Source organism: Amycolatopsis sp. NPDC005003 (genome assembly GCF_053600695.1).
This window is the reverse complement of record NZ_JBSGAI010000022.1, coordinates 1-15,047: the sequence shown is the minus strand read 5'-3', so window position 1 is coordinate 15,047 and position 15,047 is coordinate 1. Positions and strand designations below refer to the sequence as shown.

The 15,047-nt window shown below is 71.0% G+C and carries 19 protein-coding genes; 12 read left to right on the top strand and 7 right to left on the bottom strand.

Annotation, left to right across the window (positions count from 1 at the left end; translation table 11 throughout):
* The first annotated feature begins 424 nt into the window (after positions 1-424).
* Positions 425-736: an integration host factor, actinobacterial type gene (gene mihF / locus ACWED2_RS24540; RefSeq protein WP_051767699.1), complete on the top strand. Its 312-nt coding sequence runs from the start codon at positions 425-427 to the stop codon at positions 734-736.
* Positions 737-821: 85 nt separating this feature from the next.
* Positions 822-1,973, top strand: coding sequence for an isochorismate synthase (locus ACWED2_RS24535; protein ID WP_449692831.1), 1,152 nt, complete (start codon positions 822-824; stop codon positions 1,971-1,973).
* On the opposite strand, the gene ACWED2_RS24530 is transcribed toward ACWED2_RS24535, so the two are convergent.
* The gene (locus tag ACWED2_RS24530) at positions 1,970-2,656 is read right to left on the bottom strand and encodes a 4'-phosphopantetheinyl transferase family protein (protein WP_449692830.1); all 687 of its coding nucleotides are present in this window, start codon (positions 2,654-2,656) and stop codon (positions 1,970-1,972) included. The genes ACWED2_RS24535 and ACWED2_RS24530 overlap by 4 nt on opposite strands.
* Before the next feature lie 131 nt (positions 2,657-2,787).
* Between ACWED2_RS24530 and ACWED2_RS24525 the strand changes: the two genes are divergently transcribed.
* Positions 2,788-3,957 (top strand): acyl-CoA dehydrogenase family protein, encoded by a 1,170-nt coding sequence (locus tag ACWED2_RS24525; protein ID WP_091318329.1) that lies wholly within the window; start codon positions 2,788-2,790, stop codon positions 3,955-3,957.
* A gap of 61 nt (positions 3,958-4,018) precedes the next feature.
* On the opposite strand, the gene ACWED2_RS24520 is transcribed toward ACWED2_RS24525, so the two are convergent.
* From ACWED2_RS24520 to ACWED2_RS24505, 4 genes are read right to left on the bottom strand one after another with little or no spacing between them, the layout of a single operon-like run.
* Positions 4,019-4,339, bottom strand: coding sequence for a hypothetical protein (locus ACWED2_RS24520; RefSeq protein ID WP_004561305.1), 321 nt, complete (start codon positions 4,337-4,339; stop codon positions 4,019-4,021).
* 58 nt (positions 4,340-4,397) lie between these two features.
* On the bottom strand, positions 4,398-5,033 hold the full coding sequence (locus ACWED2_RS24515) for a TetR/AcrR family transcriptional regulator (protein WP_449692962.1): 636 nt from the start codon (positions 5,031-5,033) through the stop codon (positions 4,398-4,400).
* Complete coding sequence (locus ACWED2_RS24510) at positions 5,030-6,553, bottom strand: ATP-dependent acyl-CoA ligase (protein WP_449692829.1); 1,524 nt, start codon at positions 6,551-6,553, stop codon at positions 5,030-5,032. Before ACWED2_RS24510 ends, ACWED2_RS24515 begins: the two co-directional genes overlap by 4 nt.
* Positions 6,550-7,287 (bottom strand): enoyl-CoA hydratase/isomerase family protein, encoded by a 738-nt coding sequence (locus tag ACWED2_RS24505; RefSeq protein ID WP_449692828.1) that lies wholly within the window; start codon positions 7,285-7,287, stop codon positions 6,550-6,552. The genes ACWED2_RS24510 and ACWED2_RS24505 overlap by 4 nt, the downstream gene beginning before the upstream one ends.
* A gap of 48 nt (positions 7,288-7,335) precedes the next feature.
* Between ACWED2_RS24505 and ACWED2_RS24500 the strand changes: the two genes are divergently transcribed.
* On the top strand, positions 7,336-8,937 hold the full coding sequence (locus ACWED2_RS24500; RefSeq protein WP_449692827.1) for an amidohydrolase: 1,602 nt from the start codon (positions 7,336-7,338) through the stop codon (positions 8,935-8,937).
* Between the two features lie 4 nt (positions 8,938-8,941).
* Here the strand turns inward: ACWED2_RS24500 and ACWED2_RS24495 are convergent, their stop codons facing one another.
* On the bottom strand, positions 8,942-9,262 hold the full coding sequence (locus tag ACWED2_RS24495; RefSeq protein WP_449692826.1) for a hypothetical protein: 321 nt from the start codon (positions 9,260-9,262) through the stop codon (positions 8,942-8,944).
* Positions 9,263-9,317: 55 nt separating this feature from the next.
* Between ACWED2_RS24495 and ACWED2_RS24490 the strand changes: the two genes are divergently transcribed.
* The 6 genes from ACWED2_RS24490 (at position 9,318) to ACWED2_RS24465 (ending at position 13,740) form a co-directional block, all read left to right on the top strand.
* Entirely contained in the window at positions 9,318-9,758 is a 441-nt protein-coding gene (locus tag ACWED2_RS24490) for an N-acetyltransferase family protein (RefSeq protein WP_449692825.1), read from the top strand.
* Positions 9,759-9,798: 40 nt separating this feature from the next.
* Positions 9,799-10,482: a metal-dependent transcriptional regulator gene (locus ACWED2_RS24485; RefSeq protein ID WP_043789190.1), complete on the top strand. Its 684-nt coding sequence runs from the start codon at positions 9,799-9,801 to the stop codon at positions 10,480-10,482.
* Positions 10,483-10,551: 69 nt separating this feature from the next.
* Positions 10,552-11,370, top strand: a complete 819-nt coding sequence (locus ACWED2_RS24480; protein WP_449692824.1) for an LLM class flavin-dependent oxidoreductase — start codon at positions 10,552-10,554, stop codon at positions 11,368-11,370.
* Positions 11,371-11,443: 73 nt separating this feature from the next.
* Complete coding sequence (locus ACWED2_RS24475) at positions 11,444-11,776, top strand: transcriptional regulator (RefSeq protein WP_191306899.1); 333 nt, start codon at positions 11,444-11,446, stop codon at positions 11,774-11,776.
* 30 nt (positions 11,777-11,806) lie between these two features.
* A complete protein-coding gene (locus tag ACWED2_RS24470) occupies positions 11,807-12,865 on the top strand; it encodes an alcohol dehydrogenase catalytic domain-containing protein (RefSeq protein ID WP_449692823.1) in 1,059 nt (352 codons plus the stop codon).
* A gap of 248 nt (positions 12,866-13,113) precedes the next feature.
* Positions 13,114-13,740, top strand: coding sequence for an alpha-ketoglutarate-dependent dioxygenase AlkB family protein (locus ACWED2_RS24465; RefSeq protein ID WP_449692822.1), 627 nt, complete (start codon positions 13,114-13,116; stop codon positions 13,738-13,740).
* On the opposite strand, the gene ACWED2_RS24460 is transcribed toward ACWED2_RS24465, so the two are convergent.
* Complete coding sequence (locus ACWED2_RS24460) at positions 13,737-14,318, bottom strand: ArsR/SmtB family transcription factor (RefSeq protein WP_449692821.1); 582 nt, start codon at positions 14,316-14,318, stop codon at positions 13,737-13,739. The genes ACWED2_RS24465 and ACWED2_RS24460 overlap by 4 nt on opposite strands.
* Positions 14,319-14,399: 81 nt before the next feature.
* On the opposite strand from ACWED2_RS24460, the gene ACWED2_RS24455 reads away from it, so the two are divergent.
* Both ACWED2_RS24455 and ACWED2_RS24450 read left to right on the top strand, forming a co-directional pair.
* Positions 14,400-14,753 carry a hypothetical protein gene (locus ACWED2_RS24455; protein WP_449692820.1) on the top strand — a complete coding sequence of 118 codons (354 nt, stop codon included), beginning with the start codon at positions 14,400-14,402 and terminating at the stop codon, positions 14,751-14,753.
* A complete protein-coding gene (locus ACWED2_RS24450; protein ID WP_449692819.1) occupies positions 14,746-14,982 on the top strand; it encodes a hypothetical protein in 237 nt (78 codons plus the stop codon). Before ACWED2_RS24455 ends, ACWED2_RS24450 begins: the two co-directional genes overlap by 8 nt.
* Positions 14,983-15,047 lie beyond the last annotated feature (65 nt).

The window sequence follows — 15,047 nt, the reverse complement described above, 5'->3', positions numbered from 1 at the left end:
CGCCGGTGAACTGGGGTTGCGCCGACTCTAGTGCGGATCGGGTGAAGCGGGCATGGTCGACAACGGCTCCGTTCGGTCACGGTCGTCGCGCGATCGGGCGACCACCGGACGATGATCAAGATCATCAATTTTTCGGCTTTTCCTTATGTGCAAGGAAATGTGCACGAGAACATTGGGTAACAGAGGCTCCACTTCCGGGTGAGATGGGCCACGCGGGACGCTTCTTGGGAGCGTTTCCGCAGGCCGGAGCGGGTTGCCCGGTATCACCTCGGGGGGTAATAAGTGCGTGTCGGTTGCACGGCCACGAAGCGGGTGGCGTTTACTGGGCCCGTGGCAAGAGACGGCTGAGCAGCGCTTGCAGGAGCAAGCACTCACAAAAGCTGTCGGCCGCGAAAGCGGAGACCTGAGAGGAAAGGACACTACGTTGGCTCTGCCTACGTTGACTCCGGAGCAGCGCGCCGAGGCCCTGGCCAAGGCCGCCGAGGCTCGCAAGGCGCGTTCGGAGCTGCTCGCGTCGATCAAGTCCGGCAAGGAGAGCATCGAAAAGGTGCTCAAGCAGGCCAAGGAGAACAAGACCATCGGGAAGACGAAGGTCACCCAGCTGCTGAAGGCCGTCCCCGGCCTCGGCGCGGTGAAGGTCGCCGCCCTGCTCGAGCAGGCCGGCATCGACCCGGACCGGCGTGCGGCCGGCCTGGGCGAGCGTCAGCGCGAGGCGCTCATCGACGCGCTCAAGTAGCGCGTCACCAGGAGCTGACCGCGAGGGGAGTGTCGCTGGCGACACTTCCCTCGCGGATCTCCCGTCGCCTGGGACGCTGGGAACTGTGAGTTCTCCTGATCCGGTGACCCCGGCACACGACCTCGCCGCCCGCTACCAGCGAGGCGACTTCCTCTTCACGACGGCCGAGCGCGCACTCCTCGCGCAGGGCACGATCCGCACCGTCACCGAGACGGACCCGCAGCGGCTCGCCTCGGCGATTCCCGGTGTCCTGGCCGAGACGGGTGCCCCGCTGGCCGTCGGTGTCCTGCCGTTCGACACCGGGCCCGACACGAAGGTGCCGGGCCACCTCGTCGTGCCCTGGACCGTCCACCGGTCTTCGGGGACGCCTTCCCGGCCGCGCGAGGCCCTCCCGGCGCCCGTGCGGGTGCGTGCGGTGCCTTCTCCTTCGCTGCACATGGAAGCCGTGCGGAGCGCGGTTCTCGCCCTGGGTGAGCGTGACCTGCGCAAAGCCGTCCTGGCCCGCGCCCTGGACCTCGAGTTCGGCGCGCCGATTCCGGCCGAAAGCATCGTGCGGAACCTGGCTGTCGGCAATCCCCGGCACTTCACGTACGCGGCCGAGCTGCCGGGCGGCCGGTCGCTCGTCGGCGCCACGCCCGAGCTGCTGCTGCGCCGGACGGGCCGCACGGTGTTCTCCTCGCCGCACGCCGGCTCGATGCCGCGTTCGGCCGACCCGGCCGTCGACCGCGCGAACGGCGAGGCGCTGCGGACGTCCCGCAAGGACCAGCTCGAGCACGCGGTGGTGATCGACTACCTGGTCGAGGCCCTGCGGCCGTTCTGCCGGACCCTCGACGTCCCGGCCGGCCCGGAGCTGGTCACGACGCCGGCGATCTGGCACCTGCGCACCCCGATCACGGGCGAGCTGGCGGACCCGGACATCACGGCACTGGACCTGGCGGCGGCGCTGCACCCGACCCCGGCGATCTGCGGCACCCCGACCGAGGGCGCCCGCGACCTGGTGCAGGAGCTCGAGCCGTTCGACCGCGACTACTACGCGGGAGCGGTGGGCTGGGTGGACGCGGCAGGCGACGGCGAGTGGGCGGTGGCGATCCGCTGCGCGGAGATCGCGACGACGTCGATGCGGCTGTACGCGGGCGGCGGCATCGTCGCGGCGTCGGACCCGCAGGCGGAGCTCGACGAGACGACGGCGAAGTTCCGCACCCTGCTGACCGCGATGGGCCTGGAGGACGTCGCTTAGGGGACCCAGTGCTCCTCGGTGACCGACAGCTCCTCGGTGGTCAGCACCGCGATGGCCGCCCGGTACCCGTCCGCGGCCTTCAGGTCCGCGAGCCGCGTCGTCGCCGGGGCCAAGGCCGGATCGCCGGAGGACACCAGGCTCGCCGGTTCGTCGTAGCGGGAGAACGTGATGCTCTGCAGCGGGATGCGCAGGCCCTTGCCGGTGGCCTTCATCACCGCCTCCTTGCGGGTCCAGTAGACGAAGAACGCCGCGGCCTTCTCCGTCGCGTCGAGGCCCGCCAGGTGCTCGGCCTCGGCCGGGCTCAAGGCGTACTCGATCAGGCCGTCGTCCGCGCGGCGGGTGGCCGTCTCGACGTCGAGGCCCACCGGCACCGACGGCGTCGCCGCGATGCCGATCAGGTCGCCCGAATGCGAGATCGACAGCGTCAGGTCCGCGCCCGGGATGCGCGGCCGCCCGTGGGGCTTGCCGCAGTCTTCGCAGGTCGCGTCGAACTTCACGGTCTCCAGCGCCAGGCCGAGCCGCTCGGCCGCGACCGTCTTCGCCAGCACCCGGCCGGTGAGGAACCGCCGCTTGTCCGCCTCTTGCCGGTAGGCCTCGAACCGGCCCTGTTCGACGTCGTCGAGCAGGCGCATGAAGCGATCTTCGACGGGCAACGGCGACGACCAGCGGACCTCGATCTCCATCACCCCTCCGATCCTTCCGGGCCCGGGAGCCGTTGTCACGAATTCCGGCCGAGGTCTGGGGTTATCCGGGTATCAGGAGGTACCCTCGGGTAAGCAAGCGCTTAGCCAGTGTCGGAGGAGCAGCCAACGCCATGGACTTTTCACTCAGCACCGAAGAACGGGAAGTGCGCGACTGGGTCCGCACGTTCGTCCAGCGGGAGCTGGTCCCGCTCGAGCAGGAAGTCCTCCGGCGCGAGCGCGCCCACCAGCCCGGCCTGACCGGCGAGGAGCTCAAGGACCTCCAGCTCAAGGCGAAGGAGTCCGGCTTCTGGGGCGTCCTCACGCCCGAGGAGTACGGCGGCATGGGGCTGTCCGCCGTGATGGCCGCGCTGCTGGAGGCCGAGCTGGGCCGGACCTTCGTGCCGTTCCGGTTCGGCGGGGCCGCCGACAACATCCTGTTCCACGCCAACGAAGAGCAGAAGCAGACCTACCTGCTGCCGACCATCTCGGGCGAGCGCAAGTCCTGCTTCGCGATCACCGAACCGGGTGCCGGTTCGGACGCCAAGGCCATCCGGACCACCGCCCGGAAGGACGGCAGCGACTGGATCATCAACGGCGAGAAGACCTTCATCACCGGTGGCAACGAAGCCGACTTCACCATGGTCTTCGCCATCACCGACCCGGAGAAGGGCGCGAACGGTGGTGTCACCTGCTTCCTCGTCGACCGCGAGGCCGGCTGGAAGTCCGAGTACATCGACACCATGGGCGAGTGGGGCCCGGCCTCGCTGATCTTCCAGGACGTCCGCGTCCCGGAGACGCAGATCCTCGGCGAGGAGGGCCGCGGCTTCGAGCTGGCCATGCAGTGGATCGGCCAGGGCCGCTACCTGCTGCCCGCCCGCGCGATCGGCTCCTGCGAACGGCTGATCTCGATGGCCATCGAGCACGCCAACACCCGGGAGACGTTCGGGCAGAAGATCGCCGAGCGGCAGGCCATCCAGTGGATGATCGCCGACTCCGGCGTCGAGCTCGAGGCGCTGCGGTGGCTGGTGCTGCACGCCGCCTGGCAGGTCGACCAGGGCCTGGATTCGCGGCACGCGCAGTCGATGGCGAAGCTGTACGGCGGCCAGAAGGCCAACGAGATCGTCGACCGCGTCCTGCAGATCCACGGCGGCATGGGCTACACCCGCGAACTGCCGGTCGAGCGGTGGTACCGCGAGCTGCGGCTGCTGCGCATCTACGAGGGCACCGACGAGATCCAGCGCCGGACCATCGCCCGCAACCTGCTCAAGGGGCACGTCAAGGTCGGCGGCACGCTGGGCTGACCGAACGCGAGAAGCCGTCAGGGCCGCCTTTCCCGGCGGCCCTGACGGCACTTCGGCTTGCTTACTTCTTGTTGCGAATGGCGATCGGGACGCCCGCTAGGTCCTCTTCATTGCACAGGAGCTTCACGTCGTAGTACGGCGAACCCTGACGGTCGTCGTAGTCGAGGTGGATGGCCAGGACGTCGAGCGGCTCGCCGAGCCACTCCTGTGCCTGACGCAGCCACTTGGCGCAGCGCTCCAGAGCCGCGGGGAGATCGTCGTCACGGAACTCGACGGGGCGATAGGGGACATCCTGCACCTGATCGCGGGGGTGTGCCGGCGCCGGGAGGCCCGGCGCGAGACCCGAGTCGTCCAGTTCCAGTTGGATCGTTTCCTCAGTCACCCTTCGAGCGTCCCCCACCCGCGCCGTCTGGGCAAGGCGTACACAGGTAAAAGCGCCGCTAAACGGACACGCCCCACTCTTTCGCGACGATTTCCCGGCACCGCCGCAAGTCGGTGACGCCGGGCGGGGACGTGCAGCCCAGCGCCCTCGACGCCAGTTCCGCGTAGTGCTCCGCCAGCTCGTCCAGCGCCAGCGGGCCACGTGGGGAATACCACCTCGCGACGCCGCTGCACATCTCGAGCAGGGCGAGCCGGGTCACCGCCGGGTGCTCCACACGGAACACCCCCGCCGCCACCCCGTCGTCGATCGCGGCCGCCCACAGCCGTTCGTAGGTGTCCCGCAGGGCCACCACCGGCTCGCGCACGGCCGGGGACAGCATGTCGACTTCGTTGTCCACCACCCGGGTTTCCTCCGGGCCGGCGGCGTGCGCGAGGACGTGCAGCGCGACCAGCGTGCGCAGCCGCTGCACCGGGTCGCCGCCGTCCGCGGTGACCTCGCGGGCCGCGGCGAGCAGCCGGTTCAGGGCCGTGTGCATGATCTCGGCGAGCAGATCTTCCTTGGTGCCCATGTAGTGGTACAGGCTGGCCGAGGAGAGTTCCGCCTCCTGCGCCAGATCCCGGATGCCGGTGCCGTGGAAGCCCTTGGTGGCGAACAGCTTCACCGCGGCGGCGCGCACCCGCTCCCGGCTGCTCACAGCCATGCCCGCACCTTCGCGTCCCACGAACCGGCGCGCGGGTCGGCGATCTTCCGCAGCTCGCCCTTGGCCACCCGCTCCGACGGCGTCATCGGGAGCTCGTCGGCGAACGCCCAGAACCGCGGAACCTTGAAGTAGGCCAGTTTCCCGGCGCAGAACGCGGCGAGCTCGGCGGGGTCCGGCCGCTCGCCGTCGCACACGACGTACGCCTTGATCTCCTCGCCGCGCAGCTCGTCGGGCACCGCGACGACGGCCACCAGCCGCACCGCCGGGTGCAGCAGCAGCGCCCGCTCGACCTCGTCGGCGGAGACGTTTTCGCCGCTGCGGCGGATCATGTCCTTCGTCCGGCCGACGTAGTAGACGCGGCCGGCGGCGTCCATCCGGGCGAGGTCGCCGGTGTGGAACCAGCCGTTTTCGAACGCTTTCGCCGTCGCGTCCGGATCGTCGAGGTAGCCGTGCATCAGCCCGATCCCGCGGATCAGCAGCTGCCCGGTCTCCCCGCGCGGCACCGGCTTGCCGTCTTCGCCGGCGATCAGCACTTCGCGGTCGCGGCTGGGCCGCCCGATGCAGCCGGTGCCGACGGTCTCGTCGTGGTCGGCGGGGGTCATCCGGATGTCGCCGCCGGTTTCGGTCATGCCGAACGCCTCGTACCACGGCACGCCCCAGCGCCGTTCCAGCTCGGCGTGCAGGTCGTGCGGGATGGCGGACACGCCGATCGCGCGCACGCGGTGGTCGCGGTCGGCTTCGGACGGTGCCTGCCGCAGCAGCAGCGTCGGCATCAGGCCGAGGCAGTAGAACCAGGTGACGCCGTGCTCGCGCACCTTCGCCCAGAACGTGCTCGGGTGGAAGCGGTCCAGGACGACCAGGGTGGCCCCGCCGGCGAGTCCCAACGCGACATTCCACTGTGGATCGATGTAGTGGAACGGCTGCGCGGTCAGGATGACGTCGTCCTCGCCGACGGCCGGGAAGTCGGTGGCCAGGCTCACCGCGAGGGTGGTCCAGTAGCGGTTCGGCAGGACGCAGCCCTTGGGGGCGCCGGTGGTGCCGGAGGTGTACTGGACGTTGACCGGCAGTTCGGGCACCGGGGTGAACTCCGGCGGCGCGGCGTCGGTGCGGAGTTCGTCGGGGGTGATCACCTCGGTCAGGCCGATCCGGCCGAGGAGCTCGGTGAACTCGGGCGCGGCGACGACCAGTTTCGCGCCGGAGTGCCGGAGGATGTGGGCGCCGTCGAACTCCTGGTAGTTCGTGTTGACCGGCACCAGCTGCGCGCCGATCTTCGCCAGCGCCAGCCAGGTCAGCGGGAACGCGGGCACGTTCCGCAGCATCACCGCGACCCGGTCGCCGGGGCCGATGCCGCGTTCGGCCAGGGCCGCGGCGATGCGTGAGCTTTCGCGATCGACCTCGGCGAAGGTGAAGTGCTGGTCGTACTCGTCGAACACCCAGGCCGTGCGCTCCGGCCACAGCGCGGCGGCCCGCGTGACGAGCTGCGCGAGCGTGTCGATCTCGGCGAGCGGCGTCATGCCCGGCTCCGGAAGGCTTCGGTGGACGCGGCGACCGCGGCCGAGTGTTCGGTGATCAGGGCGTGGCTGACCTCGAGCTCGAGGGCGGGTTCGACGTCGATCGGCGCGTCGAGGACCCGCTTCGCCATGGCCGCCGCCTCGGGCGGGTGCCCGGCGATCCGCTTGGCCCAGCTCAGCGCTTCGGCCCGGAGCTGCTCGGCCGGGACGGCGGCGTTGACCATGCCCAGCTCGGCCGCCTTCCGGCCGTCGAAGCGCTCGCCGAGCAACAGGAGCTCCTTCGCCTTGAGCGGACCGACCAGCAGCGGGAGCAGCCGCGACGCCGCGCCGGTGACGCTCAGCCCGAGCGAGACCTCGGGGAAGGCGAACACGGCGTCTTCGGCGGCCAGGATCAGGTCGCAGCCGAGCGCGAACTCCGCGCCGGCGCCGATCGCGTAGCCGTGCACCGCCGCGAGCACCGGCTGGCGCAGCCCGCGCAGCCGCCGCGTGACGTCCTGGAGCCGGTCCAGCCGCGCCCGCGAATCACCCGCGGGGGTGGGTTCCTTGAGGTCGTGGCCGGCGCAGAAGGCGCGCCCGTTGCCGGACAGCACGACGACGCGGGCGTCGCTGCGGGCGGCCGCGTCGAGGGCGGCGAGGAAGTCGTCGACCAGCACGGCGGCGACTGCGTTCAGCCGCTCGGGCCGGTTCAGCCGGATGTGCGCGATGCCGTCCTCGACGGCGAAGTCCACGGTGGGCATGAGGGCGATACTAGACGTTCGATCGATCGATCGATAGCCTCTGGACTTGTGAAGGTCGACGCGGTTTACGAGAACGCCACGGTGTGGACAGGCGCGGGCGTGACCAGCGCCATTGCCGTCCTGCACGGCCGGGTGGTCGCGCTGGGCGACGACGCGCGTGAGCTGTCCGCGCGCTCGCGGGTCGACCTCGCGGGCGGCTTCGTCGTGCCCGGCTTCCACGACGCGCACAATCACATGGCGTGGTTCGGCATGGGCCTCGACGACGTCCCGCTGAGCGGCTGCCGCAGCGTCGAGGAGGTCTACGACGCCGTCGCCGCGCGCGCCGCGACGCTGCCCGCCGGGAGCTGGGTGGTCGGCAGCGGCTACGACCAGAACAAGCTCGTGGGCGGGCACCCGGACTCCCGCGGCCTCGACCGCGCCGCGCCGGGGATGCTCGTTCGGCTCAAGCACACGTCCGGGCACATGACCGTGGTCAATTCGGCCGTGCTCGACCGGCTCGACCTGGCGCACGTCCCGGTCGGCGGCGACGTCGTGCTCGACGACGGCGGCTCGCCGACCGGCCTCCTGCGCGAGCAGGCCCAGCTGCTGCTGCGGCCGCTGACGTACCCCAGCCCCGTCGAGCGGGTCGTGCGCGGGCTCGAGCGCGCGTCCGAGCAGTACCTGGCCGAGGGCATCACCAGCGTCCAGGAGGCCGGGATCGGCGGCGGCCTGGTCGGGGAGACACCCGCCGAGTTGGCCGCCTACCAGGAGGCGCGCGACCGCGGCGTGCTGCGCGTGCGCAGCACGGTGATGGTCGCCGCGAGCGTGCTCCACGACCTGCCCGACGGCGCCGGCTTCGGCCTCGACCTCGGCCTGCGCACCGGCCTCGGCGACGAGTGGCTGCGCGTCGGCCCGATGAAGTTGTTCGCCGACGGCTCCCTGGTCGGGCGCACCTGCGCGATGCACGACCCGTTCGACGGCGAGCCGGACAACGTCGGCTACTTCCAGGTGCCCGAGGACGAGCTGGCCCGCACGATCCGCCGCGCCCACGAGGCGGGCTGGCAGATCGCGACGCACGCGATCGGCGACCGCGCGATCACCGTCGTCCTCGACGCCTACGAAGCCGCGTTGGCCGCTTCACCGCGCACGGACCACCGGCACCGCATCGAGCACTGCGCGGTGCTCCAGCCCGCGGAGCTGACGCGGCTCGCCTCGCTCGGGCTCATCCCGTCACCCCAGGGCCGGTTCGTCAACGAGCTCGGCGACGGCATGCGCGCCGCGCTCGGCGAGGCGCGCGTGCCGTGGTGCTACCGGCTGCGAAGCCTCCTCGACGCGGGCTGCGTGCTTCCCGCGTCCTCGGACCGGCCCGTGGTGAACGGCGCGCCGCTGCTCGCGCTGGCCGACATGGTGCGCCGGCGCACGGCCTCGGGCGCGCCCTTCGCACCCGAAGAGGCGCTGACACCGGAGCAGGCGCTGCGCGCGTACACGTCCGGCTCGGCGTACGCGACCTTCGCCGAGCGTGACCTGGGCACGCTCGAACCCGGGAAGCTCGCCGACTTCGCCGTGTTGTCCGGTTCGCCCCTGGACGAGTCCGCATTGGACGGCCTCGCCGGTGAAGAGCTCAGCGTGCAAGGCACCGCCGTCGGCGGCGAACTGCGTTATCAAGCGTGATGCTTCACTTCCTTCCCACGAACTCGAGCGCTTCTTCCGCCAGCGCGGACCACGGTTGCGGTGACCCCGCGTCCAGGGCCAGCCACTCCTTCATCGGGGTGCCCTTGTTGGCGTCGAAACGCACCCCGTGCCCGCCTTCGACCAGCTCGTCGACCCTCGCCCCGGGCAGCTTCAGCACCAGCTGCCCGCGGACGAACATCGCGAAGATCCGGCCGTCCGAGCGCAGTGCCGTGCGCCCGAAGCCACCGGTCGTGCCGGGTGGCGTGATGCCCGGACGTCCGGTGAACTCGTCGACCAGGTCCTCGAACTTCTCCTCTGGTGACATCGACCACCTCCAAAACCGACCGTAACGACCACCACCGACAAAACCGGGAGGCGAGATGCCCGTCCGCGACGCCGTCTTCGAAGACATCGAGGAAATCTGCGCGCTCATCGAGGAGCACGCCGTCTACGAGGACAACCACGACCTGAAGCTCGACCGCGCCGAGATGAGCGGTCACCTGTTCGGGCCGGACCCGAAGGCATGGGTGCTGATCGCGACCCCGCCCGGCGAGCCGGGAACGGTCGCCGGCTTCGCCTTCTGCAGCTGGAACTTCTCCACCTGGGAGGCGCGGCCGGGGATCTGGCTGGACGACCTGTTCGTCCGCCCGGCCCACCGGCGCTTCGGGCTCGGCAGCGAGCTGCTCGACGAGCTGCGCAACCGCACGAGCGGGCGCGTCGAGTGGGACATGCAGGAGGGCAACGAAAAGGGCGCGGCGTTCTACGCCCAGCTCGGCGCGGAACCGGTGCCCGGCTGGATCCGTTACCGCTGGCGAACGTGAACTTTCACGAGAAAGAACCCGGCCCCGTATCGTATGCGGTATGGGAGATGGTTCGGTCCGGAGGTCCTCGTCGGTCGAGGACTACGTCCGGGTGATCTACGGCCTGGTCGAGCGGGGTGAGGCGGTCACCAACGCGTCGCTCGCCGGCCGGCTGGAGGTCAGCCCGTCCTCGGCGTCGGGGATGGTCACGAAGCTGTCCCAGCTGGGCCTGGTCACCCACGTGCCGTACCGCGGCATCGAGCTCACGGCCGAGGGCAGGCTCCTGGCGCGCTCGGTGCTCCGGCGCCACCGGCTGATCGAGACGTACCTGGTCTCGGAGCTCGGCTACACGTGGGACGAGGTCCACGCGGAGGCGGACGCGCTGGAGCACGCGGTGTCGGACAGGCTGGTCGAGCGCATCGCGGCCAAGCTGGGCAACCCGGTCCGCGACCCCCACGGCGACCCGATCCCGGCCCCGGACGGCAGCGTGGAGGAGCTGCCGGTGCGCATCCTGGACGACCTCCCGCCGGGCGCGGTCGGCGAGATCGTCCGGGTCTGGGACACCGACCCGGAGCTGCTGCGGTACCTGACGGAACACGCCATCAACCTGGGCGAACGCATCGAGGTCGTGGAGCGCCAGCCGTTCGGGGGGCCGATGGTCGTCAAGGTCGGGTCGCCGCCGGATGCCGCCACGCACGCCATCGGCAAGGAGATCGCGCAGGCGTTGTCGGTCACCCTGCGCTGAGGGACGTACGCGCGGGTGACGTCGTGAAGCGGATGTGGTGACCACCTCCGGCCCGCGACCATGGCCCGCATGAAACCCTTCCGCTTCGGCATCGTCGCCGGTCATGCGCCGGACCTCACGTCCTGGACCGCTCAAGCCGAACGGGTCGAGAAGCTCGGCTTCGACACCCTGCTCGCCACCGATCCCGTCGGCATCGCCGATCCCTTCGTGCTGCTCGGGGCCGCCGCCGCGGTCACCATCGACCTCACCGTCGGCACCTTCGTGCTCGCCGACCCCTTCCGCGACGCCGAAGCCCTCGACTGGCAGGGGCAGACCCTGCACCGGCTGACCCGCGGCCGGTTCGAGCTCGGGCTCGGCGTCGGGCGGCCCGGTGCCGAAACCCACGCGGCGGCCCTCGGCCGGGCGTTCCCCTCACCGGGTGAGCGGATCACACGGATGGCCGCCACCATCGCGCACCTCAAGCGCACGGCCGACCGGCCGCGGTTGGTGCTGGCCGGCGGTGGGCCGAAAATGCTGGCGCTCGCCGCGCAAGAAGCCGACACCGTCACGTTCACCTGGCGGCCGACGACCACCGAGGCCGAAGCTCAGTCCATTGTGGATCGATTCCGAGAACTCGCCGGGCCGCGGTTGCCCGACGTCGAGCTCGGCCTGAACCTGATGGCCGTCGGAACCCGGCCGTCGCCCGGGATCGCGAGGTGGGCCGGGGTCGACGTGCCCGAACTCGCCGCCGGTGGCGCCGTCACCGTGCTGCCCGAGGATCCCGGCGCGGGCGCGGAAACCCTTCTCCGGTGGCGGGAACGGTGGGGGATTTCCTACGTCACGATCAACTCCGGCTACGCGGAACCGTTCGCGGCGATCGCCGACGAGACGCGCAAGGCAGGTGGGTGAGGGCCCTTCCGATCTTGGGAAGCTGCGCCTACGCTCCAATGTTCTGTAATCGGGAGTGCTTCGGAGCGTTGTGATGACCGGTCAGCGAACACGCACCATCGACCGGGGGGAACAGGCGGAGCTGAGCCGGCTGCTGGCTGCCGGACCGTTCGACGTGGCCCTGCGGGCGGCGATCCGGGCCCGCGGCCTCGGCCTCGAGCGGATCCGCTATCGCTTGCGCGGCAGGGGAACCACGGTCAGCCTGGCCACCCTCAGCCACTGGCAGTCGGGACGGTGCCGGCCGGAGCGGCCGGAATCGTTGGAGGCCCTGCGGAATCTCGAGGACATCCTGAACGTGCCGGACGGCTCGCTCAGCAAGCTCCTCGGCCCGCCACGGGCGAGAGCGAGGTTCCACGCGCTCAACTGAGCGTCCGCAACGAAAGCTAGGCTCGCGGCCATGCGAGCTGTGGTCATGGAGGAGTTCTGCGTCCCGCCCGTCGTGCGGGACGTGCCCGAGCCGGTGGCCGCGCCGGGCGGTGCGGTGATCGAGGTCGACGCCACCGGCGTCTGCCGCAGCGACTGGCACACCTGGCAGGGCCACGACACCGCCGTCACGCTGCCGCACGTCGCCGGGCACGAGCTCGCCGGCCGGATCGTCGCGCTCGGCGACGGCGTCCGCGGCTGGGAGCTCGGCGCGCGCGTCACCGTGCCCTTCGTCTGCGCCTGCGGCACCTGCGCCCAGTGCGCCCGCGGCGACCAGCAGATCTGCGACCGCGAGTTCCAGCCCGGCGCCACGCACTGGGGGTCGTTCGCCGAGCGCGTCGCCATCGAACACGCCGAGACGAACCTGGTCGCGCTGCCGGACTCGCTCGGCGCCGCCGAGGCCGCCGCGCTGGGCTGCCGGTTCGGGACGGCGTTCCGCGCGGTGCTGCGGCAGGGGCGCGTCCGCGCGGGCCAGTGGGTTTCGGTGTACGGCTGCGGCGGTGTCGGGATCTCCGCGGTGCTGCTGGCCGTCGCCGCGGGCGCGCAGGTCGTCGCCATCGACGTCTCGACGGCAGCCCTTCAGCTGGCCGCGAAGTCGGGTGCCGCGGTCACCGTCGATTCCTCGGCGTTCGACGGCCCGGAAGCCGTCGCGGCGCACGTCCGCGAGCTGACCGGCGGCGGCACGCACGTCTCGCTCGACTGCCTCGGTGCGCCGTCGACCTGCGCGGCGTCGGTCGGCAGCCTGCGCAAACGCGGCCGGCACGTCCAGGCCGGGCTGATGCCGCCCGCGCAGGGCATCGCCCCGATCCCGATGCACCGCGTCATCGGCGGTGAGCTGGAGCTGGTCGGCATCCACGGGCTGCAGGCGCACGAGTACCCGGAGCTGCTGCGGGTCGTGGAGACGGCGGGCATCGACCTCGCCGCGCTGATCGGACGGCGCATCGGCCTCGACGACGTCCCGGCCGCGTTGGCCGCGATGAACGACCCCGTTCCGGCGCAGGCGGGCGTCACCGTGGTCACCTTCGGTGACTGATCGGCCGCATCGCGGTCAAGAGACCCGTTCGTAGCTGATCCATGCTGGCTCGTGACATTCAGGTATGGGAACGTCTAGTCCATGGTGGCCCAGAGCGAGGGGACGCGGCCGCAGGACCGTCCCGCTGGTCCATTGGGGCGGCTCCTGCGGCTGTTCGCCACCGCGGGCGTCACGTTCCGCGGTCACCGTGTGGTGCCCTCGACGATCACCGAACGTGTGCGGCGGGAGTCTCCGGCACAATCGAAGTGATGGACGCCCTCCTGCCGCGCCCCCGCGCCGAAATCGCGCCCGGGGCGGTGCACCTGCCCGACTGGCTCGGTTTCGACGAGCAGCGCGACCTCGTCGCGGCCTGCCGCGGCTGGTCCGGCTACCGCCACACCCGGCTGCCGAACGGCGGCGTGATGTCGGTGAAGTCGGTCTGCCTTGGCTGGCACTGGTACCCGTACGGCTACTCGCGCACCACCGGCGAGGGGGCTCCGGTGCTGCCGTTCCCGGAGTGGCTCGGCGACCTCGGCCGCCGCGCGCTCGCGGCCGCGTATGGCGAACCGGCGGAGGCGTACGCGCCGGACATCGCGCTGGTCAACTTCTACGACGCCACCGCGAAGATGGGGCTGCACCAGGACAAGGACGAGCGCAGCCTGGAGCCGGTGGTGTCGGTCAGCCTCGGTGACGCCTGCGTCTTCCGCTTCGGCAACACCGAAACCCGCGGCCGGCCGTACACCGACGTCGAGCTGCGCTCGGGTGACGTGTTCGTGTTCGGCGGCCCGTCCCGGCTCGCCTACCACGGCGTGCCGAAGACGCTGCCGGGCACCGCGGACCCGGCGCTGGGCCTCGACGGGCGGCTGAACATCACGCTGCGGGTGTCCGGCTTCTAGTCCTCTGTGGACTCCTCGTCCTCCGGCACCACGATGAACCGGACGGCCACCGATCGCGAGCCTTCCGGGTGCTGCCCGGGCTCGGTGACGTACTTCCACACCAGGTTCTGGTACTCCTCGACGAAGGACGTGACCTGCTCCTTCGTCAGGTGCAGGCCGGAGCGGTAGATCTGGTTCCAGCCCTCCGAGGTCTCGTAACCCGCGTACGCCCGCGTGACCAGGCCCAGGTCGTGGCTCAGCTTGAGTGCACCGAGCTTGAGCATCGCTTCGCGCTCGTCCGGCGCCAGGTCGAGGCCGGGCGGGGTGTAGATGTCCTTCGCCCGCGACTTCCACCAGCGCTCGCGGCCGTCCCCGCGGTCTTCGAGCTCTTCGATCAGCTCGAGGTCGGCGAGCTTCCGGAGGTGGTAGCTGGTCGTCCCGGTGCTCTCGCCGAGGGCCTTCGCGACGCTCGTCGAGTTCGCCTCGCCGTGTTTGCCCAGGTAGCTGAGGATGTCCCGGCGCACCGGGTTGGCGAGTGCCTTGTAGAAGGCCTTGAGGTCCGCGCCGGTCAGGACGCGCTTTTCGGGACGTTCGACCATGCCCGGAGCGTACTACAGAGATTCTTTGCAAAGAATCTCTGCAATCGCTACCTTGGGTCGGGAGAGAACTCGGGGGTTCGCATGAAGAAGCTCTTCTGGGCCGCGGGGCTGTGCCTGCTGCCGTGGATCGCGGTACTGGGGATGACGTTGCCGGACGTCGTGGCGGCGCAGCACTGGCGGCTGGCGTGGACCGGCCTCGACGCGGCGGAGGCGGTCGGCTTGCTGCTGACCGCGTGGCTCCTCGGCCGCGGTGACGCGCGGACGCCGCTGGTCGCCACGGCCACCGCGACGCTCCTGCTGGTCGACGCCTGGTTCGACGTGGTGACGGCCGGCGAAGACGTCGTGTTCTCGCTGCTCATGGCCGGTCTGGAGGTGCCGCTGGCGCTGGCGTGCCTGTCGGTCGCCCCGCCGCGGCCGGTGCCGGCGCATGTCTGAGCTGGACGCGCGGCTGCGCGACGAGATCGACGACCAGGTCGCCGAGGCCCTGGACGCCTACCTCGCCGAGCGGCGGCCGCGCCGGCCGCGGCGCGCGTGGCCCGTGGTGGTGACGGTGGCACTGGGGGTCGCCACCACCTGGCTGGTCCCGGGCGCGGCCTGGGCGGCGTGGCTCGCGATCGCGGTCACGAACGTCGCCTGGCTGGCGGTCTGCCGCGGCTTGTCGTGAGTGGTAATTATTGTTTAAAAACCAAAAAACACAAAAAAAAAGCGACCCGAACTCCCCCACTTAGA

Coding starts and splice junctions, on each gene's coding strand:
- ACWED2_RS24525 (WP_091318329.1), top strand. CDS start 2,788: ATGGACTTTTCACTCAGCACCGAAGAACGGGAAGTGCGCGACTGGGTC.
- ACWED2_RS24460 (WP_449692821.1), bottom strand. CDS start 14,318: ATGGTCGAACGTCCCGAAAAGCGCGTCCTGACCGGCGCGGACCTCAAG.
- ACWED2_RS24495 (WP_449692826.1), bottom strand. CDS start 9,262: ATGTCACCAGAGGAGAAGTTCGAGGACCTGGTCGACGAGTTCACCGGA.
- ACWED2_RS24530 (WP_449692830.1), bottom strand. CDS start 2,656: ATGGAGATCGAGGTCCGCTGGTCGTCGCCGTTGCCCGTCGAAGATCGC.
- ACWED2_RS24505 (WP_449692828.1), bottom strand. CDS start 7,287: ATGCCCACCGTGGACTTCGCCGTCGAGGACGGCATCGCGCACATCCGG.
- ACWED2_RS24455 (WP_449692820.1), top strand. CDS start 14,400: ATGAAGAAGCTCTTCTGGGCCGCGGGGCTGTGCCTGCTGCCGTGGATC.
- ACWED2_RS24485 (WP_043789190.1), top strand. CDS start 9,799: ATGGGAGATGGTTCGGTCCGGAGGTCCTCGTCGGTCGAGGACTACGTC.
- ACWED2_RS24465 (WP_449692822.1), top strand. CDS start 13,114: ATGGACGCCCTCCTGCCGCGCCCCCGCGCCGAAATCGCGCCCGGGGCG.
- ACWED2_RS24490 (WP_449692825.1), top strand. CDS start 9,318: ATGCCCGTCCGCGACGCCGTCTTCGAAGACATCGAGGAAATCTGCGCG.
- ACWED2_RS24475 (WP_191306899.1), top strand. CDS start 11,444: ATGACCGGTCAGCGAACACGCACCATCGACCGGGGGGAACAGGCGGAG.
- ACWED2_RS24470 (WP_449692823.1), top strand. CDS start 11,807: ATGCGAGCTGTGGTCATGGAGGAGTTCTGCGTCCCGCCCGTCGTGCGG.
- ACWED2_RS24510 (WP_449692829.1), bottom strand. CDS start 6,553: ATGACGCCGCTCGCCGAGATCGACACGCTCGCGCAGCTCGTCACGCGG.
- ACWED2_RS24450 (WP_449692819.1), top strand. CDS start 14,746: ATGTCTGAGCTGGACGCGCGGCTGCGCGACGAGATCGACGACCAGGTC.
- ACWED2_RS24480 (WP_449692824.1), top strand. CDS start 10,552: ATGAAACCCTTCCGCTTCGGCATCGTCGCCGGTCATGCGCCGGACCTC.